Raw genomic sequence first — 24253 nt, forward strand, 5'->3', positions numbered from 1 at the left:
TACCGGATACTCTACGCCTCAGACATGGCGAGCATCCGGGTGAGCGACACATCGGAAGTCACCTCTACCGCCGGAACAACAGCACCCTAACACCGCTGATCTCGCTTTCTGTTATTGGTTTGGATCGGGAATCAGTACTCGTCAGCCTCTCCACGATAAGAGTGTGCGGTACTCGAAGTACGGTGTTAACGGTGTTCGGAACTGGGCGATTGCAGAGTTTTGACTGAGTTGCTGGCCGACTGCGATTCTGGCCCGGGACAATGCTTCCGGCCTCCAGTGAATGGCTGGTATGTGTTGTCCTCTATGCGGTACGAGCTGTATCTCTCCATGCACCACCTCGCGTTTGCATCCAGCCCGTTAGCATCACCACTGTTTGCTATCTCCTGGACGGGAATTGCCGGTGTCGCGATCGGAGCGACACAGGTTTGGCGAGCCCCTCCATAAGGCCGATATGTGTTGCTGGCCGGCAACCTGTGATGACTGATCTGCCCCTCCCGGCGGCCTCAAATCGGCACCTCTAACGTCACGGGCTGAGCTGCGACCGCGCATTTCTCGAGATTATTGGAAGGCTTTCGTGATGACCCATTAGACGGAATGCGCTTGGCGATCGAACGGCTGCCGAAGTCTCCGGAAGTCCGCTGCACTACCGATGGCCGTAGGGAGAATTCAGTTTCTAAGGATAAGGGCGCTACGACAAACCGGGGTTTGACAAGTTGCAGGTTCAGCGAAGGATACCCTACTCGCGTAGATTTCGCTGTCCTGCGCGGGCACGGCGGATACTGCCATAACCTTGATCACCGAGGACCAGCCATGATTTCGGCTAAATGGGATAATGGCCGGACAGCGAAGTCCGGCCACCGTAAATCAATCGATGACCTGAACAACTCGACGCGAAGAAGGCTCGACAATCACACGCTGCTGATTGACAACAGCATAGGCGTAGTTCGGGTCTTGAGGGATCTGCTGAACGACGACTGTCTGTGGCAGAGGTTCACCGACAACAACGCGTTCCTGGACGACGACGCGTTCGGCGGGAACCGGGGCCTGCCGCACATATGCGACAACCCTTTCCGGCGGCGGATCGATCGCGGTTCCGGCGATAGCGCCCACCACGCCGCCGACGGCTGCGCCGACCGGGCCACCTACGACCGCGCCCGTCACAGCACCACCTGCGGCGCCGGTCACCGTGGAGTTTTGGGCGAAAGCAGACCCTGCGATGAGCATGGCAGCACCTGCAATGATAAGACGATTTGCGAGCATGAATTCCTCCATTGGCGCTTTAAGCGCTGCCAACAACGCCACGGCCTCCGGTTGGTTCCCTCCTGATAATCCGTTCTGCCCGCGCTGGAAAAAGAACCGGTAACGTAACGCGGGGCAGGATCACTAGAGTTGCTCGTAACGAGCTTAGCTATAGCTATCGATCACGCACCAGCGACCGCGAGGCCTTCAACTCACGAGACGCGGGTGGCATGTTCGATATTCCAGCCAAACATCCAAGCGTCCGCTTTCTGCATCGGGCTGTCCTTTTCTCTCGGGCAGCTTGCCTCCTGAATATAGCAAATCAGTGGATTGTTGCCTGCAGAGAGGCCAAGCACCCGTGCGTTGATCCCGCGCTGTTGCCAATCAAGCATAGTTTCGACATCCAAACTCATTTTCGATCCTCATGATCGCTGTATCATTCTGTCAAACCTTGAAGTGCCGCGGCCTCCCGCGAATCAAAAATTGGGAAAACCTATCTTAGATTTTTCCAAGCTTCGACTTGAAGAGGCCTTCTTTGCTCGTACGTTATCGTACGAAGAGCTGATGCTGGACGTGAGATCAGCCCTCCGTCGACTGGCGTTTAGGCTTCGATACCGCTGGTCGTTTCTGCTTCTATTCCTCTCTCGCTTTGGCGCCCTGACCTTGCGCCGCCGCCTCTCGCGATTTCGCCAGCCGCCTGATGGAAGCGCGCCGGGGCGGAACCTTTAAAGTTCCTGTTTCCGCATCTGGAGGTGTCATGCGGTGCAAGGGTTCCAGCCTGCTGAATTGGGAACGATTGGTCTCGCCTTGCGTGCATCCAAAGCCGCGAGCCGAGTCAATGAGATCTTGCATGGCTACTTGTCTAACGCAAAGCGATCAATACCGCGGTCATATATCACGCTCGCCGAAATGTCTTTGAGAAGCTGCTCGTTTTTTCAACTCTCAAAAAGGCCCTATCCCTTGAGCTCTTGATGGTGTCCAAACCTGACCCCGGCAATACTCTCAGCTCAAGCAGCTGTATATAATCGCGAAACTGGGTTAAGAGCCACCGCAGGCTTTCGCGAGCCTTCGCATGATGCGTAAACTTGGTCGGCGAGCTGCTTGGCAATGATGTCAAAGTTGCCCTACCTCCCTGCGCAGGAGCTCGTCCTTTCGCGAGATACCCCACGTATAAGCAAAGGTCGTCCCGTCGTTTTTAACGACGCGGTGGCATGGAATTGCAACCGCCAGAGGGTTGCTCGCACAGGCGCTAGCGACAGCCTTTCCTGCTTTGCCAAGACCGAGCCGAATTGCAATCTCGTCATAGCTGACTGTCTCGCCCGGCGGCACCTTACGCAAGGCCGCCCATACGCGCCTCTGAAACGCCGTCCCCCGAATATCGAGGGACAGATTGATGCTTGCGCCAGGAGCCTCCACCATTCCGACAACCTGGGCGACGACTTCCTCATAGCCGCGATCTCCTCCAACGAGAACGGCGTTGGGAAATCGATCCTGAAGATCCCTTAAAAGCTCTTCGCGATCGTCCGCCATCAGGATCGCTACGACGCCCTTCTCGCTTGAAGCGACAAGGATTGAGCCCAGCGACGTCAAGCCGATAGCAAAGCGGAGGGTCTCCTTCCGACCACCTGCTCTAAAGTCAGCCGGAGCCATCCCCAGCGCACGATTTGCGACCGCGTAGAACCGGCTGCTCGATTCGAAGCCAGCATCGTAGAACGTCGACGTAATCGACTTGCCTGGCTAAAGTCCTTCCCGGACGAGCTGCGCCCTCCTCTCGAGCATGTATGCGCGCGGCGTCATCCCGGTATGTTCCCGGAACACACGGTGGAAATGTCCCTCGCTGATCCCAAGGGCGTGCGCGAGAGCCGCCACCGTCGGCGAGCTGTCTCCGGCATCTATCAGCCTGCAGGCTTCCGCCACTAGAGCCGTGTTCCTCTTTGCGAACTCCTCCTCGTTTGGGCGGCATCGCCGGCAAGGGCGGAAGCCGGCCGCCTCCGCCTCCGCCACGCAGACGAACCGGCGCATGTTTTCCGGCCGAGGCGGACGCGAGATGCAGTTCGTCCGGCAGTAGACTCCCGTCGTGACGACGCCCCGGAATACGGGTGTCGTCGCTGCATTTCCGATATCCGCTGCTTCCGTCATCAGGCCGCGTTCCTCTGCATCGAGCCAAACGGGTTGTCGATGAGGTAACGCCACAGGCCGTCGGGACCGCGGCGGGCGATGTCCGTCGCAGTGGCTACCATGTTGATCTCGGTCCCATCTTTCGCGGTGCCGATGTATGACCAGTCGAGGATGAGAGAGGCGACATCGCCGGCGACGAACAGGTGGCGCTGGGTGATCGACATCTGAAGGCCGAGGCTGAAGTACTTTGCAAGCTCCTTGCCGATTGCGTCTTTGCCCACGTGAGCGACGCCCGCAGCGTCGACGATCAATCCTTCCGGGTCGTAGAAGCCGAGCATGGTCTCGACGTCGAGCGAGTTCAGATGGGCGAGAAGAGCTGGGACGATGCCCTCCGGCGTCGAGGAAAGTGCAAGCTTCATGGTCATTCGATGTCCTTCGTTGTTGTTTCCGCTCCTGCGAGCGTCCTGACTATGGCAAGGCACCAAGGCGTCGAAACTCCGTTTTCTGATCTCATATTCCGATTTTCGACCGGTCTAAATGATCGGGGATTGACAACTCTCCTAATCGTAGATATTTTATATCCACGATTAGGAGATGCAAGATGAAACTGAGCGAAGGCGTCGAACAGGCCATTCACTGCACGGCATTCCTGGCGGGGCTGTCGGAAGACGGCGTGCTGTCTGCCGCGGCACTGGCCGAACTTCACGGCGTGTCGACGAGCTATCTGCTGAAGCACCTGCAGGCGCTGTCCGGCGCGGGCATCGTTGCAACGATGCCGGGGCCTAAGGGTGGTTATCGGCTGGCCAAGGCCCCGAAGGATATCAGCCTTCTCGACATCGTCCTCGCGGTCGAAGGACCGGCGCCCGCCTTCCGCTGTGCCGAGATCCGTCAGCGGGGGCCGAACCCTCTGCCGCAGCGCTACTTCACAAAGCCCTGCCAGATCAACGCTGCGATGCTGAAGGCCGAGAAGGCCTATCGCGCAGAACTCGCCAAGGTATCCGTCGCGGACCTTCTGGCGGATCTCGGCGCAGACGACGACGGTGGTATCGCCGCCCGCGGATGCGCCTTCCTCGAACTCCACGAACGCAAGACGGGCAATCGCGCCTCGTCATAGGAGAAAGCACCATGAGCATGATGAAGAAGGTCGTCGTCATCGGCGGCACGGGCCTGATCGGCTCGAAGACAGTGAAGCTGCTTCAGGACGCAGGCCACGAGGCCGTCGCCGCAAGCTCCCGCAACGGCATCAATGCCTATACGGGAGAAGGACTGGCCGATGCGCTAAGGGGCGCCGACGCCGTCATCGACGTGTCGAACATGATGTCGTTCGATAAGGCCGTGATCACCGACTTCTTTGGAACGTCGAGCCGGAACTTGACGAGCGCCGAACGGGCCGCGGGCGTGCGCCATCACGTCGTTCTTTCCATTGTCAACGCCGATCAGCTCGCGGCCAATCCTTACATGGCAGGCAAGCTGGCGCAGGAGCAGGCCGTCGCATCTTCGGGCCAAGCCTACACCATCGTCCGTGCGACCCAGTTCCACGAGTTTATCGAAACCCTGGTCGGCGCATATGCAGCCGACGGCGTGGTGAACGTGCCGGATATCGACTTCCAGCCGATTGCTGCCGACGACGTCGCCGCTGCCCTGGTGGAGGCCGCGCTGGGCGAGCCTAAGAACGGAACAGTCGATATTGCCGGACCGGAACGGGCACCCTTCGAATGCTTCATCCGGACGTATCTCACCTCCAAGGGCGATGCCCGTTCGGTGATTGCGGACACCGCCGTCGACTACTTCGGAGCCCCGGTCGTCACTGGCTCCCTGGTTCCCGGCAGAGACTACATCAAGGGCCGCGTCACGGTCGCCGAATGGCTTAAGGCATAGAAGGAGCGTACGATCATGAAGACCATTGCATATGCGGCTGTGGCATTTGCAGCCTCCCTTGCCACCGCATCAGCTCATGACGTTGCTAAGCCAGGACTCGCCTACGATACGAAGGACGCCAAAGTGACGCTCGTCTACGAGCACGCCCTGCCCGACGTTCCTGGCAAGAGCGTCAAGGGCGTGCTCGTCGAATACGGACCAGGCGGCTACAGCTCCGCTCACACACATGCGAAGTCCGCACTCATCTACGCCACGGTTCTCGAGGGAGCGATCCAGAGCGCCGTGAACGGCGGCGAGACGAAGACCTTTACCGCCGGTCAGAACTTCACCGAGCTGCCGGGCGACCGGCACGACGTCAGCGCCAATGCAAGCAAGACCGAGCCGGCGAAGCTGCTCGCCGTCTTCGTCGTCGATACCGACGACACCGTCCTGACGACGCCGCGCAAGCCGTAGCGCTAACTACCAGATCCACCCCCTCACCTACCGCACAAGCAACGACGGTTTCACCGGCGAACGGAGAACCTCGTCCACAAGAAAGGAAAAATATGTCCCGAATGAACTGGTCCGAAGTCGCCCCCGACGGCGCAAAGGCGCTGTTTGGTGTCCATCACTACGTCACAGCCAAGACGAACCTGCCGGCCGAGCTGATCCACCTCGTCTTCCTGCGCGTGTCGCAGATCAACGGCTGCGCCCACTGCATCGACATGCATAGCCGTGATCTGCGCAAGACGATGTCCGTCGACAAGATCGCACTGGTGCCGGTGTGGGACGAGGTGCCTCACCTGTTCAGCGACCAGGAGCGGGCCGCTCTTGCGTGGGCGGAGGAAGTGACGAACGTCAGCCAGACCCATGCGTCCGACGAGGCCTATGCCGCCGCCGCGGCCGCCTTCGAACCTAAGGACCTCGTCGATTTGACGATCACGATCGCCGCGATGAACGCCTTCAACCGACTTGGTGCGCCGTTCCGTCTTCCGGTTGCGGCAAAGGCCTGATCGCGTCGCAACGCTCCGAAGAAGCCGACCTGCCGGTCCGTTCGTGGTCCGGCAGTTACTTCAACTACAGCGGCGACGAGACCATCCGCGTCGCCATCTCCCGGAGTCGGAAAGCGTTTTCGGGATCTACCGCGTATCTTGCCACCCCTTGAAGGGTCCTGACCCGCGCTCATCGACGACCGGCGCCTCCTGGCAGTCGTCGAAATATCTGCCGGAAATTCCCTCCACGAGCGGCGAGCCCGCGAGCAGCACCGACGTGGCTGCCCCCTGCTCTATCGTCTTTCGCAGATGCTCGGGCGTCCGAAGGCCGCCGGTATGCTTCTGAAGGCCGGTTGCGATCGCTCCGGGGTTGAGGGCATTCGACGTGATGCCGTCGCATGCCCACGCCTGCCTGATGCCAACGGACATGAGGATACAGGCCGTCTTCGACTGGCCGTAGGCGAGCAACGGATCGTATGGAATGAAGCGGAAGTCCGGATCGTCCCAGAACACGGGCGCAAACAGGTTGCCCGTCGAGGCGACGGAGACGACGCGGGCGCCGTTCGCGCTGGCCAGATGCTTCCGCAGGCCAAGCGCGAGCGCGAAGTGGCCGACGTAGTTGGTGGCGAATTGCATCTCTCGCCCTTCCGCACTCCTCTGCAGCTCCGGAATGGCCATGACGCCTGCGTTGTTGACGAGGACGTGCAGGGGTTCGTCCCAGCTTTCCGTAAATTCCCTGACGGAAGAAAGATCGGAGAGATCAAGGCGGCAAACGCGCAGCCGAGCCCGAGGCATTGTTCGCGTCAACTCGGCGACAGCTCTCTCGGCCTCGTCCGGACGGCGGGCCGCAATCGTCACAGCCGCGCCTGCGGCCGCGAGAGCGCGGCTCGTCTCCAGTCCGATGCCCGCAGCACCTCCGGTCACGACGACATTTCGTCCGGCAAGGTCGACCCCTTCCAGAACGTCGGCGGCGGTTGATGAAAACCCAAATGGGATGGTTGAAGTCATGGTCATGCTCCTTCAGACATTCGACTTGCCCGGGAGAAAAGCGCGAGGCATTCGTGAACTAGATGACCAACGCTACACGCAATGATGAGATAATTCGTACAGTGAGTTCGCTTCCACCGGGCGAGCTGGCGGCCTTTCTTGCCGTCGCCGAACATGCGGGGTTTCGTGCTGCGTCGAGGTCGCTCGGCCAGACGGCGTCCGCATTGAGCCACGCTGTCGCCGGACTGGAGAGGCGTCTAAAGGTGCAGCTTTTCCATCGCTCGACGAGGAATGTTTCGCTGACGGAGGCCGGACGGCGGCTTGCGGAGCGGATCATGCCGACAATCGGGGAGATCGGACTGGCGGTCGAGGAGCTTCACGAGCAGACCGCATCGCGGTCCGGACTGGTAAGGATCAACTGCGACGCAAACGCGGCCGAGCAGGTGCTTATGCCCATCCTCACCCGCTTTATGAAGCTTCAGCCTGCGATGCGGTTCGAGATCAGCTCCGAGGGAAGACTGGTCGACATCGCCGAAGGAGGGTTCGACTGCGGCATCCGCACAGCCGAACTCGTCCCCGACGAAATGGTCGCGATCCCACTCGGCCCGGACCAGCAACACATTGTGGTAGCGTCGCCCGCATATCTTGACGGGGCACCGCCCCTTGACCGCCCATCGGATCTAGCTCTGCATCAGTGTATCCAGCTTCGCATGGCGGGCGGCTCGATCTATCGCTGGGAGTTCCAACGTCGCGGCGAGGATATTGTCGTCGCGACAAACGGCAATCTCGTCGTTGATCAGTCCCAACTTCTTCTTTCGGCAGCACTGGACGGCGCCGGTCTCGCTTATGTGACGCGGTGGATGGCGGCCGATGCTCTTGCCAACGGAAAACTGCGGCAGATGCTCGACGACTGGACGCCGCCCTATCCTGGTCTTTGCCTCTACTACCCCCGGCATCGCCACCTAGGTAACGGCATGAGAGCGTTCCTCGACTTTTGAGATCTCCACTGCCAAAGCGAAGGTCTTGAGCGGATACGAACCGTCGACCCGTCGGCCAGATCAGTTATATTTGCTGCAATTTTACCTTCGGAAGGGCCGTCCTTAGGCCGCCCTAAGGGGCCAAAACGCGTAAGGACAGCCACAACAAAAAAGATTGGTCATCGTGATGTGACGAAGATGGAACCGAATCAATCATTTGGCCGACCACACTCAGGCCAAAAGCCTCAAACAGCCATATTCCCGGACAACCACCGACTTGATGTTTTGTCCCCTATGGGTTACATAACTTCATGTTCACGATTAGGCGCACCCGTGATTATGCGGACTGGATCAAAACTCTGAAGGACTTTCGTGCCCAAGCTCGAATTGCCGACCGCATTGACCGTCTCGCTGCAGGAAATCCTGGGGATGTAAAGCCAGTCGGCGAAGGCGTGAGCGAACTCCGCATTAATTATGGGCCTGGTTATCGGGTCTATTTTGTCCGGGATGGGTCGATCGTTTACGTTCTTCTCTGTGCTGGCGACAAGAGTACCCAAGACAAAGACATTCGATTGGCTAAAAAACTAGCACAGCAATTGAAGGAGTAATCACATGCCACTTGAGACGTTTGAGTACGACTCCGCCGAATTCCTTGGAAGTGAGGAAGCGATTGCTGAATATCTTTTAGCTGCAAGCGAAGATGGAGACGCAAGCCATATTGCTCGTGCTCTTGGTGTTGTCGCGCGCGCGCGGCATGTCAGATCTTTCTCGGAATACCGGCCTTACACGACCTGCTCTCTACCGGGCATTAAGTGGGGATGGCAATCCAGAGTTTGGGACGATTGCAAAGGTAGCTGACGCACTTGGTTACAGGCTAAATCTTGTTTTGAAATCCGACAGGGGATCGACCGCCGCAGTGAAGTGAACAGCATATTCGAGCATTGACTAGACGATTTTTTGCTCCGTGCCAGAGAAGCAGTCCGTTTCTCATGGTTTAAGCTCTTGATGAGATACGAACCTCAGCCCCGTAGTTCACGTGAACTTACAGCTAGCTTTTTAAACGGCTCTGAAAAAAGCTGGGAGGTCTACGGCTACATTCAGAGGCTCGAAGTGCCGCAAATTTTCGGTAATCACCGTCAAATCGTAGGCGCGAGCTGTCGCGGCGATGACGATGTCACCTAACCCGGGGCTCTGGCCTTTTCCACTCGCTTCATCCTCCATGGACCCGGCGATTCGAGCGACAACGATGTCCATGGGTAAGATTCGATCATCAAAAGTCGTGGTAATAAAATCCAGCCAGAGCGAAAGCCTCTTCGCCCGTTCAAAACCGCCACGGCGATGGAGCGACCGCAGTCCTCTCTCGACCTCAGCTACCGTCATCGCGGACAGGAATAGCGCATCCGCCTCACCTTGCTGATGAAACCAGTCGCGAACCTCAGCAGAGGGCAGATTTTTATCCGGTGCAAACTTGCTGATGATATTTGTGTCTAGCAGATACGCGGTCACAGATCGGCGTCGCGCATACTTGAATGGTCACGCCCGACGTCCGCACCGCCTGGAAAGGTCAACAAGAAATCCCCAAAGTTCGCCCTAGGCTTCATCAGCGCCTTCTTTGCTGCTTCCGCAGCCTCAACGCTCACAATCACCGCAGCCGGTTTTCCATGCCTTGTGATGGTTACAAACTCACCCTTGGCGGCTTCATCGACAAGTCCTGCGAATCCAGCTTTCGCCTCAGCGACACTAATATTCGACATGCAACCTCCACATTATATGACCATATATAGTCATATAGCAATCGCTCTGGATAATGAAGTGCCAGCTCACCCTACGCAATATTGCGATCTCAGCCTTTGAATGAGGACCGCCCGCCCATCTAACTGGCTTCCCAGGTCTTATCGGCATAATCGTAAACATGCCCTTCCGATTACTTTGTGTCTAAGGCGGCCGAACGTTGGGCCGTCTCGCGATCGCTAGATGGATCAAACTGCTGCGCTCGAATGGCGGGTGATCGTTGGATTTGGCGTTCTCATTGACAAGGGATTTCTCCTGTAACGATTTTGGCTTCCCAGCCGAAGAGAGCGACTACGTTCAGTATGCGCTGCTGGCACGCTACTCAGTCGTTTTGCGGGCCGAGGCGCCAATGGTTCGCGTCGCCTGGCGGACACTCGACGTGATGGCACTCACGACACAGTTGGAGCGTGGCGAGGTAGACCTGGCTTTGGCAAGGCCCGAAGAAGCGCCGGCGGCGATGCGCCAGCTCCAGCTCTACGAAGAGAAGTATGTGGTCGTCGCGCGACAGGAGCATCCGGCCGTGCACGGGGTCCTAGATCTAGACTTGTTCTGCGCGCTGGACCACGTCGTCGTTTCAAAACTTGGCGGGGGCTTTGCCGGGCCTACCGATGCGGCGCTTGAGGCGATCGGCCGCCGTCGTACCGTTGCCTTGTCCACGTCGGGCTTCCTGATCGTGCCGGAGATCGTGTCACGATCCGATATGATCGCGGTGATTCCACGTCGGATCGCAGACGGTTGGTCAGACCGGGTGCAGGTGCTGGAACCGCCACTCCACATACCCGGCTTTGCCATCGCCACTATCTGGCACCATCGGACCACCAACCATCCAGCACAAAGCTGGCTGCGTGACAGGCTCGCTGCGTTGGTATGACATTCTGCCCGCATATAAAATTAGTCCCATTTTCGCGATGCACGAACGAGGTCCGAGACGCGCAAATAACCGCTCTGGTTCGAATCTGTCCTTTGACGAAATCTATGCAAAGGGCGGCGTCGTCCCGGACCCTTCGGGGCATTGGGCAACTAGTTACTTTCCGGTGATCGTCAGGCGTCCGCGATGATTGCAACGCGCACTTAGCCAAGGCCGTGACGATTTCCTCCGCCGCTTTTGAAGCCTCATCCGGGTTAACCTTAAACAACATAAGGGCAATCTCATCGTCGCCGAGACAAGCAAAAGGTCCATCGGTCGCGCCTCATGGCGGATGACTGCGCAGCGTGTCTCAGCGCCCCATCCCCTGCCGTGAGGCCGTACCGGTCAGTAATGAATTTGAACCAGTCTAGGTCGAACAGCATCACGCTAAATTCGCCTTCAGCGGCGCCGCCGGTGAGGCGCAATCGGCGCGGCGGCGATGACGCTCGTGCTTGGGCGGCCTCACGGCGCGTTTCTCCATCTCGTGCGCCGCTTATTTGATCTTCCACCGGGCGGGTCAAAGCCTATGTCGGTTGATACGGAGCTCTGACGCTGGAATATGGCGTGGTAAATTTCCACGCCAGCCACGTCATTAAAGCTGATGCCACCGATCGAGTTCGATGAGTGCGTCCCGCACATCATCAATCGATACTGCTTCCGGCGTACCTGGCAGCTATCGAAGTGCCGGTCTCGAATCGATGGCGTAGAGGTCGGATGCCCAAGCGGCCAAAATGGTACGCTTGTCCTCGATGGACAGCGCTGAGGTTTCTACCACATCGCGTGGCCGGTAGAGTTGCAGGCCTTCCATCAAAACTACAGGCCCGATGGAAACGGCTTTGTCGGTCAGTTGTTGAAATATCGCTGTCGTCATGACACGCACTCACTGTACATGGGGATCCGTGTTGCCACGCGACCGAGCAGCCACGATTGCCGGCGTCCCGATCGTTACAAGATCATGCTTTTGTGCAAACGCCACGAAGAGGCCCCGCGCCGTCTCTGCTTCGATCTCGCCACGCAGCGCTGCCTGGCATGCCTTCAGGGCTACAGCGTGAGCCCTGTCCCTAAAGGAGCCTGGCCACTCGGCAAGGATTTGATAGGCATCCATCACCCCGCGAACTTGCGCCGGGAACCCGAGGCCGACAAGAATGGTGACGGGTTCTCTGAACATATCGGGCTTCATCATTCTCTCCTTCCCAACCCGCAATGTTGACGGGCGCCATCGCAATGGCGCCCTGACCTAATGAACGAATTTCAGGATCAGGCCGCCTTTTGCGCTTCGATCTGTGCTGGAGCGGCAGAGGTCAGCGCAGGCGTGCTCTCGATCGAAATTTTCCTCGGTTTCAGAGCCTCGGGGATTTCACGAACGAGCTCGATCGTCAGCAGACCGTTGTTCAAGTCGGCCCCATCCACGCGTACGTGATCAGCCAGTTCGAAGCGGTGCTCGAACGGGCGACCTGCAATGCCGCGATGCAGGTAGCCCTTTGTCGGGGATTCCTGCTTCTTGCCGGTGACTGTCAGCAGATTGGACTGGAAGGTGATGTCGAGATCGTCCTGGGCGAAGCCCGCGACCGCAATCGAGATACGGTAGGTGTCATCATCTGTTTTGACGATGTCATAGGGAGGCCAGTCGTTCGACGGGCGAGCGCGCTGCGCGTTTTCGAGAAGATTGAAAATCCGGTCGAAGCCGACGCTCGAACGGTAGAGCGGTGCATAATCATACGATGTTGCCATAGCCATATCCTCCTTGAAGCAACATGGGTACGGGAATGCCAAAAGCGGCGCTCCCGGCAAAGCCAGCCCATTATTGAGCGGCTGGCGACATTCGATTTTGGTTTGCCGATTTTTCGATTCAAGATCTGTCGCGAAAAAATCGACGGTATCAGTGGATCGAGCGGCTTAGGACGCGATGGGGATAAGTTGCCTTGAACTGCGATATCATCGCGCATGCTTGCTGCAACAGGCGCGCCGCCGTTTCAGGCGTGTCGCGCGCAAGGTCATCAGCGTTGGCACGGATCGCCTGAGCCAAGTTTGCAGACATCAAGGCGAAACGTCCCTCGCCATAGACCAATGCATCCTGGGACGTTGTCTCCAGCCACCGGGCGAAATCGATAATGATTTCTTCCCTTTCGGAAACGCTCGCGTTTTTCATGATCTCGATATTCTGTTCCATGCCGTCTCGACTCCATACAGACGTGGAAAGCGACCGAGCTCATCAAGCCTCGGCCGCCGCTCAGTTAGGAGAGCAAGAAATCGAATTCAAGGTTCACTGCAGCTTGAATTCGCCATCGACGCGTCGCCATTCATTCGGCCCGATCAGGCGCTGGTGGCTATAACGAACAGAGTGCAGAGGCCCATCGAGAGAGGTCTTCCAGAAATCCAGGAACTTACGCATCTCGGGGAAATCAGGTGCGAGATCGTAGTCCTGCCAGACATAGGTCTGAAGAGCGAATTCAAAGTCTGGGATACGATAGAGGATGTAAGCAGTTGTGAGGCCGTAGCCATTGAGCTGTCGATCAATGTCCGATGAGAATGGCATGCTTCATCTCCGTTTCGTGACACTGCGAAGATGACCCAAATCATGAGCGGCTTCAAGATGGAACCATTATTTTTCTCGATTTTACTCAACGATTGCAGTGTGTTAGCAGCCTATACGGCCGAGTGCTAATTTTATTCAGTTCACCCTCTTGAAATCGAAAAATCTCAAAAATAAATTTTGCCCGCGAGCGCTCGAGTGAGGTTCGCACCCGTCCGGATTGGTCACCCGGTCCGGTAGGGGTCTTCAACGTCATCATTTTTGCTCAACGGAGGAAAACATGTCGTTCCGACCGCTTCATGATCGCATTCTCGTCCGCCGGGTCGAATCCCAGGAAAAGACTAAAGGCGGCATCATCATTCCGGATACCGCCAAGGAAAAGCCATCCGAGGGCGAGGTCGTCGCCGTCGGTCCTGGTGCGCGCAACGAAGCCGGCCAGATCCAGCCGCTCGACGTCAAGGCGGGCGACCGCATCCTGTTCGGCAAATGGTCAGGCACCGAAATCAAGATCAATGGTGAAGACCTGTTGATCATGAAGGAAAGCGACGTCCTGGGCATTATCGAAGCCCAGGCTGAGCAGAAGCAGGCTGCGTAATCACGCACTGCCGCCCATGCGTCAAAAAGCTGCCTATTGAAGGAGTGAACAAATGGCTGCGAAAGAAGTCAAATTCAACACCGATGCCCGTGAACGCATGCTGCGTGGCGTCGATGTTCTTGCCAATGCGGTAAAAGTCACGCTTGGTCCGAAAGGCCGCAACGTCGTCATCGACAAGTCGTTCGGTGCGCCACGCATCACCAAGGACGGCGTCTCCGTCGCCAAAGAGATCGAACTGGAAGACAAGTTCGAAAACATGGGCGCGCAGATGCTGCGCGAGGTGGCGTCGAAAACCAACGATCTCGCCGGCGACGGTACCACCACGGCAACTGTTCTCGCCCAGGCCATTGTCAAGGAAGGTGCCAAGGCGGTTGCGTCGGGCATGAATCCGATGGACCTGAAGCGCGGCATCGATATCGCCGTCGACGCTGTCGTCAAAGAGCTGAAAGCGAACGCCCGCAAGATCACCAGCAACTCGGAAATCGCCCAGGTCGGCACCATCTCGGCCAATGGCGACGAGGAGATCGGCAAGTATCTGGCCGAGGCGATGGAAAAGGTCGGCAACGAAGGCGTCATCACCGTCGAGGAAGCCAAGACAGCCGAGACCGAGTTGGAAGTCGTCGAAGGCATGCAATTCGACCGCGGTTATCTCAGCCCGTACTTCGTCACCAATCAAGACAAGATGCGGGTTGAGCTCGAAGAGCCTTATATCCTCATCCATGAGAAGAAGCTGTCCAACCTTCAGTCTTTGCTGCCGGTGCTGGAAGCCGTTGTGAAGTCCGGCAAGCCTCTGCTGATCATTGCTGAAGACGTTGAAGGTGAGGCTCTTGCAACACTCGTCGTCAACAAGCTGCGCGGCGGCCTGAAGATCGCTGCCGTCAAGGCGCCGGGCTTCGGCGATCGTCGCAAGGCCATGCTCGAAGACATCGCCATCCTCACGGGCGGAACGGTCATCTCCGAAGACGTCGGCATCAAGCTCGAGAACGTCACGCTGAACATGCTCGGCCGCGCCAAGAAGGTGGCGATCGAGAAGGAAAACACGACGATCATCGACGGCGTTGGCTCCAAGGCCGAGATCGACGGACGAGTGGCCCAGATCCGCGCACAGATCGAGGAGACCACATCCGATTACGACCGCGAAAAACTGCAGGAACGACTTGCCAAGCTCGCTGGCGGCGTTGCCGTCATCCGCGTCGGCGGCTCGACTGAAGTCGAGGTGAAGGAGAAGAAGGACCGCGTCGACGATGCTCTGCATGCGACGCGCGCGGCCGTCGAAGAGGGCGTTTTGCCTGGCGGTGGCGTAGCATTGCTGCGTGCTGTCAAAGCGTTGGACGGCCTCCCGACGGCCAATGACGATCAGCGGGTTGGCATCGAGATCGTCCGCCGGGCGATCGAGGCACCTGTGCGTCAGATCGCTGAGAATGCCGGCGCCGAAGGCTCGATCATCGTTGGCAAGCTTCGGGAAAAGACCGATCTGTCGTTCGGATGGAACGCGCAGACCGGCGAGTACGGAGATCTCTACGCGCAGGGCGTCATCGATCCGGCCAAGGTGGTTCGCACCGCACTGCAGGACGCGGCCTCGGTCGCAGGTCTGCTGGTCACGACCGAAGCGATGATCGCCGAAAAGCCTAAGAAGGACGCCGCCCCCGCCCTGCCCGCTGGTCCGGGCATGGACTTCTAACCAGTTCCAACGCCCGCCCCAGCGAGGGGCGGGCTATTCTGGCGGGGATAATATGACAGCACCAATTTCGAAAGAGGATGCACTTTTCTGTGCAGGTGTCGTAAAGGAAGTGGCACGCGCTCAAGGCATCGTGCGCGATCCCGCAGCAATTGGTCGCCTGACCGCAACGGTTGCCAGACTTTACAACAGAGGTATGCACGATCGTGACGAGCTTCTCAACGCTGCCCTAAAGTCAGTCAATGGCGAACAAGACTCTAAGGTGAGAGCTGAAGAGAAATCCCCGTGAGATTTGGGGCTGCGGGCTCTGCGCGGGGCGATCGGAGAGCCATCGTGTTTTTAGGTGTCCCAATCTTATGCCGATGGGACCTCACAGACCTGCGACATGTCTGCCTCAACAACACATCTCACGCCGCTCCTTTCGTAAAAAACCTTCGCGTGGCCCCTCAGCTCGGCTGAGAGAAGTCGCTCTATCAATGTCGAGCCGAACCCTATACGCACGGGCAGTGCGACTTCTGGGCCGCCTTGCTCTTCCCATATGATCGTAAGCCTGCAGTTCTGGTGCGGCTCGTAATGCCACGAAACGCTGATGCGACCGTCAGATACCGAAAGCGCTCCGTATTTCGCGGCATTCGTCGCGAGCTCATGTAGTGCGAGTGAAAGCGCGATAGCCGCTTTGGGCGGCAACGGTACACTTGGTCCGCTTATGGTGAAGGCTTCGGCCGGATAGGGCAAGATCGCTTGCTCAACAACGGCGTTGATGTCGGCGTACTGTCCCTCCCCGTGGATCAGGAGGTCCTGCGCCCTGCTTAGCGACGCGAGCCTGGTTTCAAACGCCTCGACATCCACCCGATTTGCCTTGTCGCGGCCAATCGTCTGTCTGGCAATTGCAATCACGGTTGCAAGTATGTTCTTCACGCGGTGATGGAGTTCGTTGACCAGAATAGCCTTTAAGCGCTCAGCATCTCTGCGGCTGGTTATGTCGTGCGTTGTCTTGGACGCGCCAACGATACGTCCTCTGGCGTCACGGATCGGCGATACGCTAAGAAGGACGTCGACAAGCCGACCATCCTTGCGAAGGCGCTGGGTTTCGTATGGCTCGACGATTTGTCCGGCTTTGATCTGTCTGAGGATTGTTGGTTCCTCATCCTTCCTTTCTTCCGGAACCAGCATCAAAACTGTCTGTCCTATGGCCTCTTCTGCTTTATAGCCGTAGAGTCTTTCCGCCGCCGCGTTCCAGCTGGTGATGGTCATGTCCAGGTCGATACCGAGGATCGCGTCGTTAGAGGAGGCGATCATTGACGCGAGGTGCCTTTCGACTTCCTGTGCATGCCGTCGCTCGCCGATATCGATAGATATAGCGACAGCCTGCGAGATGTTGCCGCGTTCGTCCCGGATTGCCGACACCGAGTTCGAAACCCAGACAAGACTTCCATCACCGCGAATGTAGCGCTTCTCGATTTCGAAGCTGTCTCCCGTCTCGACCATATTTTCGAACAGGCGCCGGTTCTCCGATAGGTCGTCTGCATACGTAAAGTCCTGCATCGGCATGCCGATTAATTCGCCGCGGGGACGACCAACGATCTGACAGAAATGGTCGTTCACACTGATCAGCCTTCCGGTCAGATCGCCAAGCGCTATCCCAGCGGCCGATTGAGAAAATATCGCTCGAAGGCGTTCCTCGCTCTCTCGCAATGCTGCATCAGCTTTGACCCGGTCGGTCGTTTCGTTGACGATGCAGAGCACCCCACGCACAGCGCCATCCTGGTCCGAGACCGGAGAATACGAGATGTCGAAATACACCGTTTCGGGATAGCCGAACCTTTCGATATAAAACGGCCGATCCTTCGCAGCAACGGTTTCGCCCTTGTCGAGGACGCGCTTCAGCAACGGCTCCAAATCGCTCCAAAGCTCGCTCCAGTATTCGCGCGCCGGCTTTCCAAATGCGTGTGGATGTTTATCGCCAATCGTCGGGGCGTATGAATCGTTATAGAACGCGACAAATTCGGGTCCCCAGAACATCACAATCTGTGCCTGCGATGGGATCATGATGCCGATCGCAGCTTGAAGACAGGCGGGCCAGTCTGATTTTGAGCCGACTGGACCAGCCGCCCAGTCTACCGTCTCGAGCAGTCTGGCTACCGGAACAGCGGTCTTGGGTTCATTGGCGTTGTCCAGGACGATGCTCTCCACTGACTAACAGATTGTAACTTTTATAGAGGTTGCGATGGGGTTCAAGCAGTTTGATGCTTATGGAACCACCCGTTTCCGAGGGCGGCGGCGACCGGCGAAAACTTTTCGCGAGGCCCTGAATTCGTCTAAGGCGGGAGCATCCTTTTCCTCTTCGACGCGAACGACAATCCCTTCGCGACGGTACTTTCCACTGCAATGGCGTGCACTATACTCCGATGACGAGTGGTGCGATTACGCAAGATACAGGAGGACACCGTTGCCAGACCATTCGTTTCCAGAGTTTGCTTTACCTTCTCTTGGCCTGTTCAGTTGGAGCCTCTTTGACAACAGACTTGTTGCAGATGAAAATTACGCAGCCATCTACGGCCTTGACCCCGGTAAACTCGCTAGAGGAATGAACATCGAAAGCATAATCAATCTTATCTTTGAAGAAGACCGAGAGGAGGCCGCAAGGCGGACGCATGCAACTATTTTGAGCGGCAAATTCGATACGATCACATTTAGCGTGAAGCGTAGACGGTTAATTGTTCGAGTGGGAGCTTACGGCCGATGTCTTCGTGACGAAGCCGGGACCCCATCAATCTTTACTGGTGCCGTCTTTGAGCTGAGTGATAGCAGCGGTTTCTGGTTCAATCGTTTTCGTCAGTGACGCCTCACACTTCGCGATGATGGCTAGTCGCGACAAGATCGCCTCGACCGAGACCGCGTCACGGCTCACGAGCGGCGGACGCGATGCAGTGGCGCGGATTTCCGCAAGCAATCCGGCCAGTTTCGAAATCTCGTCCATCTGTGACTCTGTATAGTTTCCAATACCCTGCACCTGTCTATTAGTTTTGCGACATATGCAACAATTATGATTTTCGATCACATTATTGGCGCATCGCTCGCGGCATTTGCGATCACAATCGCGTGCGCCCGCAAGTGAACGGAAAGTTGGAAAACGTAAGCTCAACCTCAAGCACTTCGTCTATAGCGTGCAGCGATCCAGCCGACATAAAGGCCACGCTAATTGCTCGCCTACTAACAACCGGTTCTGTCTGCGCTGGAAAATCCATAGTCAAACGGGAAACCGATCTTGATTAGGCGCCTCAATTCATCACTGGATCGGCGCGGTCACGATGACCCGCAGTCCCGGCGCGTTGTCCTCTTCGTCGATATTCCCTTTGAGACGATCAATGATGGCCGTGAGAATGCGCGATCCGAAACCACTCGACTTGGCCGACTTCGACTTACCACGGCCGACATCTGAGACGATCAGGCGCAACGAGTTGCGGTGCTGCTCAAGCTTGACGGCAAGCGGTCCCGGTGCTCCGTCGTAGGCGTATTTCTGGGCGTTGATGACCAGCTCGGTAAGGATCAGACCGACATTGACGGCCTTGTCGGTCGCGATCAGGATTGGCGCGAGATCGAGCGTCAGATTATCGCGCCAGTTAGCGTCCATCGTGGTCGCCATCTCCTCGATCAGGCTCTCGATATAGCGCGAGAGGTCGATGACCTCAACGCTTTCGTCCTGATAAAGACGCCGATGGACGAGCGCCACGGCGTTGAGCCGCTTCTGCGCTTCGTCAAGGTTCTGCTTTACCTCGTCGTTTGTCGCACCACGGGCCTGCAGGCGCAGGAACGCGGAGACGAGCTGCAGCGAGTTCTGGACGCGATGATTGACCTCTTTAAGAAGGTAGTCCTTCTGCGAGACAAGACCCTGGTTCTCACGTAGGCTGATGGTCAGCTCGCGGTTGAGCTCGCGAAGGCGCTGGTTGTTGCGGTATTCGAGCATCAGACGCACGGCACGACCAGCAGACTCGACCTCAGCATGCGTCCAGGGCCGAGCCTTCCCACGGACGCTTTCGCTCCACGCCTCGAACGACGAGCGCGGTGTCAGGACCGCGGCGGGGTCGTGCGCCGTGTCCTTGTGCGGGTTGCCCGCCCATTTGAGAACTTCGACGTGCTCGGCGCGGAACCACATCAGAATGGTCGGCACCTCGGTCGACATGGTGACCGCCAACAGGCCGCTGGCCACGTCCATGTAGGCCGACGCCTCGTCCCATTTGGCAGAGAGGCTCGCCGTCGCATAAGTCTGCTGGGATGCAGGGACCTTGAGGTGGTCAGCGAGCTTGCGGATGTCGATCGGATCAGGCGTCTTGCCATGGACGTACAGTTCGCCTCCCTGCACCGCGGCGAACCCGTCTGCGTAAAGCATCTTGGCGATTTTTTCTCCCGACTTTGCAAACAGCTCGTCCAAGGAACTCTCTGGCCCCAGCAGGGTGAGAATGGCGTCTTCCTGTGACCGAAGGCGGATACGCTCGCGGTGAAGCTGGGCGTCCTCTTTCGCTTTGATCTTGCGGGCCAGCGAGTTCGCGAGCGTCTGGCACCCCATGCGGGCGGTAAGCGGGATGGTCCGCGGCTGGTGGTGATGACAGGCGAGCAAGCCCCACAGGACATTGTCCTTGATGATCGAGAAGGACGCCGACGCTTTCACGCCCATGTTCTGCAGATACTGGATATGGATCGGCGAGACGCTGCGCAGTGTGGAATCGCTGAGGTCGATGTCCCGCAGGTCCCTGTCCGAGGTGATTGGCTGCGGCACGTAGTCCACGTCCGGGATGACCCTGACCTTGTTGCGCAGGTAAAGCGCCCTCGCCTGCTTCGGGATGTCCGATGCAGGGAAATGGTGATTCATGAAGTTGTAGTTCCCCGGTGCGACGCTTTCGCCTACCACGACACCCGCGTCGTCGTCGAGGAATTGGTAGACCATCACCCGGTCGTAGCCCGTCAGCTCGCGGAACACCGTCGCGGCGCTTCTGCAGAGTTCTGAAACGCTGGCGGATCGTTCGAAGCGGGCGCTGGCGGCGTCGAGGTCGACCAGATAGGGAACCGCCTCGACGGCCGTCTCCTCAGCCCTGTCCATCTCAACGACGGCGAAGTCGCCCGAGCGATAGGCGATAGCGTTGAGCGGGCCATTGCGTCCCTCGACACGACCCAGGACGGCGATCTTGCCCGACGCAATGGCCGACATCCGCCCAAGGGCCGACGGGTTGAGGATATCCCCGAGTTCTTGCCCGACGACGGTCTGTCCCAGAAAACTCTCGACGTCACCCGCCTCTCCTACGCAAACAAGTGAGCGGGCGTCCGCGATCAGCATGATGCCGTGCGGCTGGATCGAGCCGGGAATATGGATCGGCTCGACATCGCAGGCCGTGACGTTTTGTTGAAGCATAGCCGGCCTTTGCGCGTTGTCTTTCAAGCCGGCAATGCCGACGACGCCTGCAGGAGACCGGCGTTTCCTCCGTTGATTAGCACGAGCTGGAATGACGATCAAAAGCCACGGGTTGCGGCTGAAGTAATTTATTACCGAAACGCTTGTATTGACGTTATCGGCGGCATCATTAGTTACCCGTTGACCCTGCACTCGATCGGACACCGGAATGAACGATACGCAACAGACCCGTCTTGCACGCGAGGCAGGCCAACGACTTCTCGCCGAGCACATGTCGGAAGACCCGTTCGCGGCAGCGTTCAAGGCAACCCGCATGCCGATGCTGATCACGGATCCCCGCCAAGACGACAATCCGATTATCTTTTGCAACACAGCCTTTTGTATGCTTTCGGGATATAGCGAAGAAGAGCTGATCGGCCGCAACTGCCGCCTGCTGCAAGGCACGGACACGGACCCTGAAGCCATTACGAAAATCAGGCAGGCTATTGCTGCGGAGGCAGACGTTTCCATCGACATCCTGAACTACCGCAAGGATGGCTCGCCGTTCTGGAACGCACTCTTCGTTAGTCCGGTCCGAAACGAGGCGGGCGAGGTCATTTACTTTTTCGCCTCTCAGCTCGATTTTACAAACATTAAGAGCAAGGAGGCGGAGCTGGCGCGCGCCCGCCATGTTGCAGAAGAAGAGGTTGCTGATCGCACCGCCGACCTGACGAACGCACTTAAGGCCAAAACCCTCCTGGTTCACGAGGTTGATCATCGGGTCAAGAACAACCTCTTAACCATCGCGTCCATCGTCAAGCTCCAAGCGCGCATGTCGGAGGATGACACTGCCCGAAAGACACTCCGGTCGGTTCTCAACCGCGTTGAGGCGCTGAGTACCGTGCAGCGCAAGCTACTAAACGACGATGACGTTGGCCATTTCGACGTCGCCGACTTCGCGCAGGAGCTGGTCCACGACCTAGTTAGCGCACTAAGGCGGAGCGATATCCGCGTAACCACAGATTTGCACGAAGTCGTCGTTCCCGCCGCTAAGGCCTCTCCCATCGCGTTGGTGGTCAACGAACTGATCGGCGATGCCGTGCGGCGCGGACTGGGTGACGGTGGCGGCGAAATACATCTCGAGGTCCGGCGGCTGAACGGGCACTTCCTGATCAGGGTCTCCGATACGGTATCCCCAGTAGAAGCAGATAGAGAAGAACAAGCGTTCAGCGCCATGATGCTTGAGACTTCCGCACGACAGCTGGGTGCCAAGATCGAGAAGACCGTCGAAGGCCATCGGACGGACGTCCGCGTCACCCTTCTCGTTGACGAACATAAGGACTGAAGAATGCGTATCATGATCGTGGAAGACGAGGCGCTGTTGGCGCTGGAAATGGAAAGCGAACTCGAGGCCGCTGGCCACGAAGTGGTTGGCCTTGCCGCTGAGAGCAAAACTGCGAAAGAACTGATCGGAGCCGCGGCTCCAGAGTTTGCGTTCGTCGACATCCAGCTACTGGATGGCCCGACAGGCATTGATGTCGGCAGGGAGCTGGCATCGCAAGGCGTGCCCTATGTGTTCGTGTCGGGAAACCTCAAGCGAATACCCGACGACTACGCGGGTGCGATTGGCGGCATTGAGAAGCCCTACACTGTCAACGGGTTCCAGAACGCTCTCACCTATCTGGTAGCCTATGTCGGTGGGATGCGTGGCGCACAAGTGCCCCCGAGCCTCGTCCTCGCGAGCTCCGCTCAGGCGGCATGAATTCTATTGCTTATGGGCCTCCAGGATGGCGATTCAGGCTTTGGCCATGACGAACCGTTTGCGTTAACACAAAGACTTCTCCTCACGCATTCGAGGTTTTCCAGCGTCCGCAGCTCATTGACGTGAACTTTTCTTTTGGATGCCGTCACTTTCACCGTCATACCGCGAATTTGCGTCCGGTATTCGAAAGAAAAGCAAGTATGCCGGCGCTGGGACATACGCTAAGTCGTCTGCCATGACCTCTCAGCCATCAGCCGAACCAGCGAGGCCATCGAAATGCACGGAAGGCAAAAATCGTGTCCAAGCGCGAGTTTCCTGCCCGAACGGGCCCTGCCCGCATTTGATGTCTACAAGCAAGCTCTTTGATTATGCCGATTCATCCTAGATCCGCAATTGTCTTTTCTACCCGATCTCCCATCTAGAAACGTGACGGCAAAATAATATCTGTCCGAACACTTGACCGAACATCAGATGAGGTACTCGCGCACTTGCTAAATACAACCAAACGCATTCGTGCCGCGCGCAATGCCGGATTGTTCGAGCCTCACCATAAGTCAGAGTTTAACGACATCGTAGAGACCGTAAAGACGGCGTTGCACTGTCCCGTTGCGATTGTATCTATTCTCGACGAAGACAGGCAGGTGTTCGCGGCACATGTCGGGCTGCCCGCACCCTGGGCGGAGCGCGGGGAAACGCCGCTGACGCACTCATTCTGCCAACATGTGGTCGATGACAAGCAGCCTTTCATCGTCGGAGACGCGACCCTGCACGAGCGTGTTCGCGACAACCTCGCTATTGGAGACCTGGGTGTAGTTTCATACATGGGTGTCCCCGTGAACCTCCCTGACGGCACGATCATCGGAGCGATCGCTGCAATAGATGGGCAACCAAGAGACTGGAGCCTGTCTGAACTTGGCCTGCTGAAGCAGTTCGGAAAGATCGCCAGCAACCACATTGCCACGCTTGTCTCGGACCGGCGCTGGAGCAACCTGTTTCACCAGCTCGAGGAAGGGATTGTTCTTGGCACTGTCATTCGCGACCCCACAGGCAACATCGTTGACTGGCGCCACGATAATGTGAACCCAGCCTGGGCTCGGCTTGTTGGGATTTCGACAGAACCGCCCGTTGGCAGGACAATCCGCGAGGTACTTCCAGGGATCGAGGATGACTGGGTCACCGACGTCGCCGAGGTGATAGCGACCGGCGAGTCGAAACGGTTTACCCGGTCCGTAGACTCCTCGGTCGCTGGCTTGACGGGTTCATTCAAGCCACGGGGGAAGACACATTCATTACCATGTTCCTGGACGTCACCGAGCGCATGTCCGCAGTGGAAGCTCTGCAACAGAGCGAAGAGCGGCTGAGATTGCTGATACAAGGGGCTAAGGACTATGTCATTGTGACAACTGATCTCGACGGCCGGATTTCGAGCTG

The 24253-nt window shown here is 57.8% G+C and carries 30 protein-coding genes and 2 pseudogenes; 14 read left to right on the plus strand and 18 right to left on the minus strand.

From position 1 onward, the window contains the following. Positions 1-185: 185 nt before the first annotated feature. From N7E02_RS29475 to N7E02_RS05295, 6 genes are all read right to left on the minus strand, one after another. Positions 186-329 (minus strand): BA14K family protein, encoded by a 144-nt coding sequence (locus N7E02_RS29475; protein ID WP_353622812.1) that lies wholly within the window; start codon positions 327-329, stop codon positions 186-188. Between the two features lie 535 nt (positions 330-864). Beyond that, positions 865-1260 carry a DUF1236 domain-containing protein gene (locus tag N7E02_RS05275; RefSeq protein WP_286578981.1) on the minus strand — a complete coding sequence of 132 codons (396 nt, stop codon included), beginning with the start codon at positions 1258-1260 and terminating at the stop codon, positions 865-867. A 191-nt stretch (positions 1261-1451) separates the two neighbouring features. Then, positions 1452-1652, minus strand: a complete 201-nt coding sequence (locus tag N7E02_RS05280) for a CrpP-related protein (protein WP_286578982.1) — start codon at positions 1650-1652, stop codon at positions 1452-1454. A gap of 700 nt (positions 1653-2352) precedes the next feature. Then, positions 2353-2829, minus strand: coding sequence for a methylated-DNA--[protein]-cysteine S-methyltransferase (locus tag N7E02_RS05285; protein WP_286578983.1), 477 nt, complete (start codon positions 2827-2829; stop codon positions 2353-2355). A 147-nt stretch (positions 2830-2976) separates the two neighbouring features. Next, entirely contained in the window at positions 2977-3378 is a 402-nt protein-coding gene (locus tag N7E02_RS05290; protein WP_286578984.1) for an Ada metal-binding domain-containing protein, read from the minus strand. After that, on the minus strand, positions 3378-3782 hold the full coding sequence (locus N7E02_RS05295; protein WP_286578985.1) for a YybH family protein: 405 nt from the start codon (positions 3780-3782) through the stop codon (positions 3378-3380). Before N7E02_RS05295 ends, N7E02_RS05290 begins: the two co-directional genes overlap by 1 nt. A gap of 176 nt (positions 3783-3958) precedes the next feature. Between N7E02_RS05295 and N7E02_RS05300 the strand changes: the two genes are divergently transcribed. From N7E02_RS05300 to N7E02_RS05315, 4 genes are all read left to right on the plus strand, one after another. After that, positions 3959-4471 (plus strand): RrF2 family transcriptional regulator, encoded by a 513-nt coding sequence (locus N7E02_RS05300; protein ID WP_286578986.1) that lies wholly within the window; start codon positions 3959-3961, stop codon positions 4469-4471. An 11-nt stretch (positions 4472-4482) separates the two neighbouring features. Further along, positions 4483-5235 (plus strand): SDR family oxidoreductase, encoded by a 753-nt coding sequence (locus N7E02_RS05305; RefSeq protein ID WP_286578987.1) that lies wholly within the window; start codon positions 4483-4485, stop codon positions 5233-5235. 15 nt (positions 5236-5250) lie between these two features. After that, the gene (locus tag N7E02_RS05310; protein ID WP_286578988.1) at positions 5251-5688 is read left to right on the plus strand and encodes a cupin domain-containing protein; all 438 of its coding nucleotides are present in this window, start codon (positions 5251-5253) and stop codon (positions 5686-5688) included. 92 nt (positions 5689-5780) lie between these two features. Continuing rightward, complete coding sequence (locus tag N7E02_RS05315; protein ID WP_286578989.1) at positions 5781-6227, plus strand: carboxymuconolactone decarboxylase family protein; 447 nt, start codon at positions 5781-5783, stop codon at positions 6225-6227. 64 nt (positions 6228-6291) lie between these two features. Here the strand turns inward: N7E02_RS05315 and N7E02_RS05320 are convergent. Then, a pseudogene (locus N7E02_RS05320) lies at positions 6292-7214 on the minus strand (SDR family NAD(P)-dependent oxidoreductase). A gap of 101 nt (positions 7215-7315) precedes the next feature. On the opposite strand from N7E02_RS05320, the gene N7E02_RS05325 reads away from it, so the two are divergent. The 3 genes and pseudogenes from N7E02_RS05325 to N7E02_RS05335 all read left to right on the plus strand — a co-directional run bounded on the left by N7E02_RS05325 (position 7316) and on the right by N7E02_RS05335 (position 9095). Further along, positions 7316-8191 carry a LysR family transcriptional regulator gene (locus N7E02_RS05325; protein WP_286578990.1) on the plus strand — a complete coding sequence of 292 codons (876 nt, stop codon included), beginning with the start codon at positions 7316-7318 and terminating at the stop codon, positions 8189-8191. Between the two features lie 290 nt (positions 8192-8481). Beyond that, positions 8482-8778 (plus strand): type II toxin-antitoxin system RelE/ParE family toxin, encoded by a 297-nt coding sequence (locus N7E02_RS05330; protein WP_286578991.1) that lies wholly within the window; start codon positions 8482-8484, stop codon positions 8776-8778. 4 nt (positions 8779-8782) lie between these two features. Continuing rightward, positions 8783-9095, plus strand: a pseudogene (locus tag N7E02_RS05335) (addiction module antidote protein). A 131-nt stretch (positions 9096-9226) separates the two neighbouring features. Here N7E02_RS05335 and N7E02_RS05340 read toward each other — a convergent pair. Together N7E02_RS05340 and N7E02_RS05345 are read right to left on the minus strand one after the other, a co-directional pair. Continuing rightward, a complete protein-coding gene (locus tag N7E02_RS05340) occupies positions 9227-9676 on the minus strand; it encodes a type II toxin-antitoxin system VapC family toxin (RefSeq protein WP_286578992.1) in 450 nt (149 codons plus the stop codon). Beyond that, positions 9673-9924: a type II toxin-antitoxin system Phd/YefM family antitoxin gene (locus N7E02_RS05345; RefSeq protein WP_286578993.1), complete on the minus strand. Its 252-nt coding sequence runs from the start codon at positions 9922-9924 to the stop codon at positions 9673-9675. The genes N7E02_RS05340 and N7E02_RS05345 overlap by 4 nt, the downstream gene beginning before the upstream one ends. A gap of 257 nt (positions 9925-10181) precedes the next feature. Here N7E02_RS05345 and N7E02_RS05350 point away from each other — a divergent pair, with 257 nt between their 5' ends. Then, the gene (locus N7E02_RS05350) at positions 10182-10832 is read left to right on the plus strand and encodes a LysR substrate-binding domain-containing protein (RefSeq protein WP_286578994.1); all 651 of its coding nucleotides are present in this window, start codon (positions 10182-10184) and stop codon (positions 10830-10832) included. Between the two features lie 278 nt (positions 10833-11110). Here N7E02_RS05350 and N7E02_RS05355 read toward each other — a convergent pair whose 3' ends face one another. The 6 genes from N7E02_RS05355 to N7E02_RS05385 all read right to left on the minus strand — a co-directional run bounded on the left by N7E02_RS05355 (position 11111) and on the right by N7E02_RS05385 (position 13404). Continuing rightward, positions 11111-11251 carry a nucleotidyl cyclase domain-containing protein gene (locus N7E02_RS05355; RefSeq protein WP_286579089.1) on the minus strand — a complete coding sequence of 47 codons (141 nt, stop codon included), beginning with the start codon at positions 11249-11251 and terminating at the stop codon, positions 11111-11113. A gap of 290 nt (positions 11252-11541) precedes the next feature. Beyond that, a complete protein-coding gene (locus N7E02_RS05365) occupies positions 11542-11739 on the minus strand; it encodes a hypothetical protein (protein WP_353622813.1) in 198 nt (65 codons plus the stop codon). 9 nt (positions 11740-11748) lie between these two features. Continuing rightward, entirely contained in the window at positions 11749-12048 is a 300-nt protein-coding gene (locus N7E02_RS05370) for a DUF982 domain-containing protein (RefSeq protein ID WP_286578995.1), read from the minus strand. A 77-nt stretch (positions 12049-12125) separates the two neighbouring features. After that, positions 12126-12599 carry an Hsp20 family protein gene (locus tag N7E02_RS05375; RefSeq protein ID WP_286578996.1) on the minus strand — a complete coding sequence of 158 codons (474 nt, stop codon included), beginning with the start codon at positions 12597-12599 and terminating at the stop codon, positions 12126-12128. A 148-nt stretch (positions 12600-12747) separates the two neighbouring features. Further along, positions 12748-13038: a hypothetical protein gene (locus N7E02_RS05380; RefSeq protein ID WP_119944829.1), complete on the minus strand. Its 291-nt coding sequence runs from the start codon at positions 13036-13038 to the stop codon at positions 12748-12750. A 93-nt stretch (positions 13039-13131) separates the two neighbouring features. Next, positions 13132-13404: an usg protein gene (locus N7E02_RS05385; RefSeq protein WP_286578997.1), complete on the minus strand. Its 273-nt coding sequence runs from the start codon at positions 13402-13404 to the stop codon at positions 13132-13134. A gap of 277 nt (positions 13405-13681) precedes the next feature. Between N7E02_RS05385 and N7E02_RS05390 the strand changes: the two genes are divergently transcribed. From N7E02_RS05390 to N7E02_RS05400, 3 genes are read left to right on the plus strand one after another with little or no spacing between them, the layout of a single operon-like run. After that, the gene (locus N7E02_RS05390) at positions 13682-13996 is read left to right on the plus strand and encodes a co-chaperone GroES (RefSeq protein ID WP_286578998.1); all 315 of its coding nucleotides are present in this window, start codon (positions 13682-13684) and stop codon (positions 13994-13996) included. 52 nt (positions 13997-14048) lie between these two features. Further along, a complete protein-coding gene (gene groL / locus N7E02_RS05395; RefSeq protein WP_286578999.1) occupies positions 14049-15677 on the plus strand; it encodes a chaperonin GroEL in 1629 nt (542 codons plus the stop codon). A 52-nt stretch (positions 15678-15729) separates the two neighbouring features. Continuing rightward, positions 15730-15963, plus strand: coding sequence for a hypothetical protein (locus N7E02_RS05400; protein ID WP_286579000.1), 234 nt, complete (start codon positions 15730-15732; stop codon positions 15961-15963). A 65-nt stretch (positions 15964-16028) separates the two neighbouring features. Here N7E02_RS05400 and N7E02_RS05405 read toward each other — a convergent pair whose 3' ends face one another. The 3 genes from N7E02_RS05405 to N7E02_RS05415 all read right to left on the minus strand — a co-directional run bounded on the left by N7E02_RS05405 (position 16029) and on the right by N7E02_RS05415 (position 21006). Next, positions 16029-17867 (minus strand): PAS domain S-box protein, encoded by a 1839-nt coding sequence (locus N7E02_RS05405; protein ID WP_286579001.1) that lies wholly within the window; start codon positions 17865-17867, stop codon positions 16029-16031. A gap of 577 nt (positions 17868-18444) precedes the next feature. After that, entirely contained in the window at positions 18445-18654 is a 210-nt protein-coding gene (locus N7E02_RS05410) for a hypothetical protein (RefSeq protein ID WP_286579002.1), read from the minus strand. Between the two features lie 309 nt (positions 18655-18963). Continuing rightward, entirely contained in the window at positions 18964-21006 is a 2043-nt protein-coding gene (locus N7E02_RS05415) for a histidine kinase dimerization/phosphoacceptor domain -containing protein (protein ID WP_286579003.1), read from the minus strand. 283 nt (positions 21007-21289) lie between these two features. Between N7E02_RS05415 and N7E02_RS05420 the strand changes: the two genes are divergently transcribed. The 3 genes from N7E02_RS05420 (at position 21290) to N7E02_RS05430 (ending at position 24183) form a co-directional block, all read left to right on the plus strand. Beyond that, positions 21290-22405 carry a PAS domain-containing protein gene (locus tag N7E02_RS05420; RefSeq protein WP_286579004.1) on the plus strand — a complete coding sequence of 372 codons (1116 nt, stop codon included), beginning with the start codon at positions 21290-21292 and terminating at the stop codon, positions 22403-22405. Positions 22406-22408: 3 nt separating this feature from the next. Then, the gene (locus N7E02_RS05425) at positions 22409-22822 is read left to right on the plus strand and encodes a response regulator (protein WP_093003416.1); all 414 of its coding nucleotides are present in this window, start codon (positions 22409-22411) and stop codon (positions 22820-22822) included. A 488-nt stretch (positions 22823-23310) separates the two neighbouring features. Continuing rightward, entirely contained in the window at positions 23311-24183 is an 873-nt protein-coding gene (locus tag N7E02_RS05430) for a GAF domain-containing protein (RefSeq protein WP_286579005.1), read from the plus strand. Positions 24184-24253 lie beyond the last annotated feature (70 nt).

It is taken from the genome of Terrirhizobium terrae (assembly GCF_030323265.1).
GTDB lineage: Bacteria > Pseudomonadota > Alphaproteobacteria > Rhizobiales > Rhizobiaceae > Neorhizobium.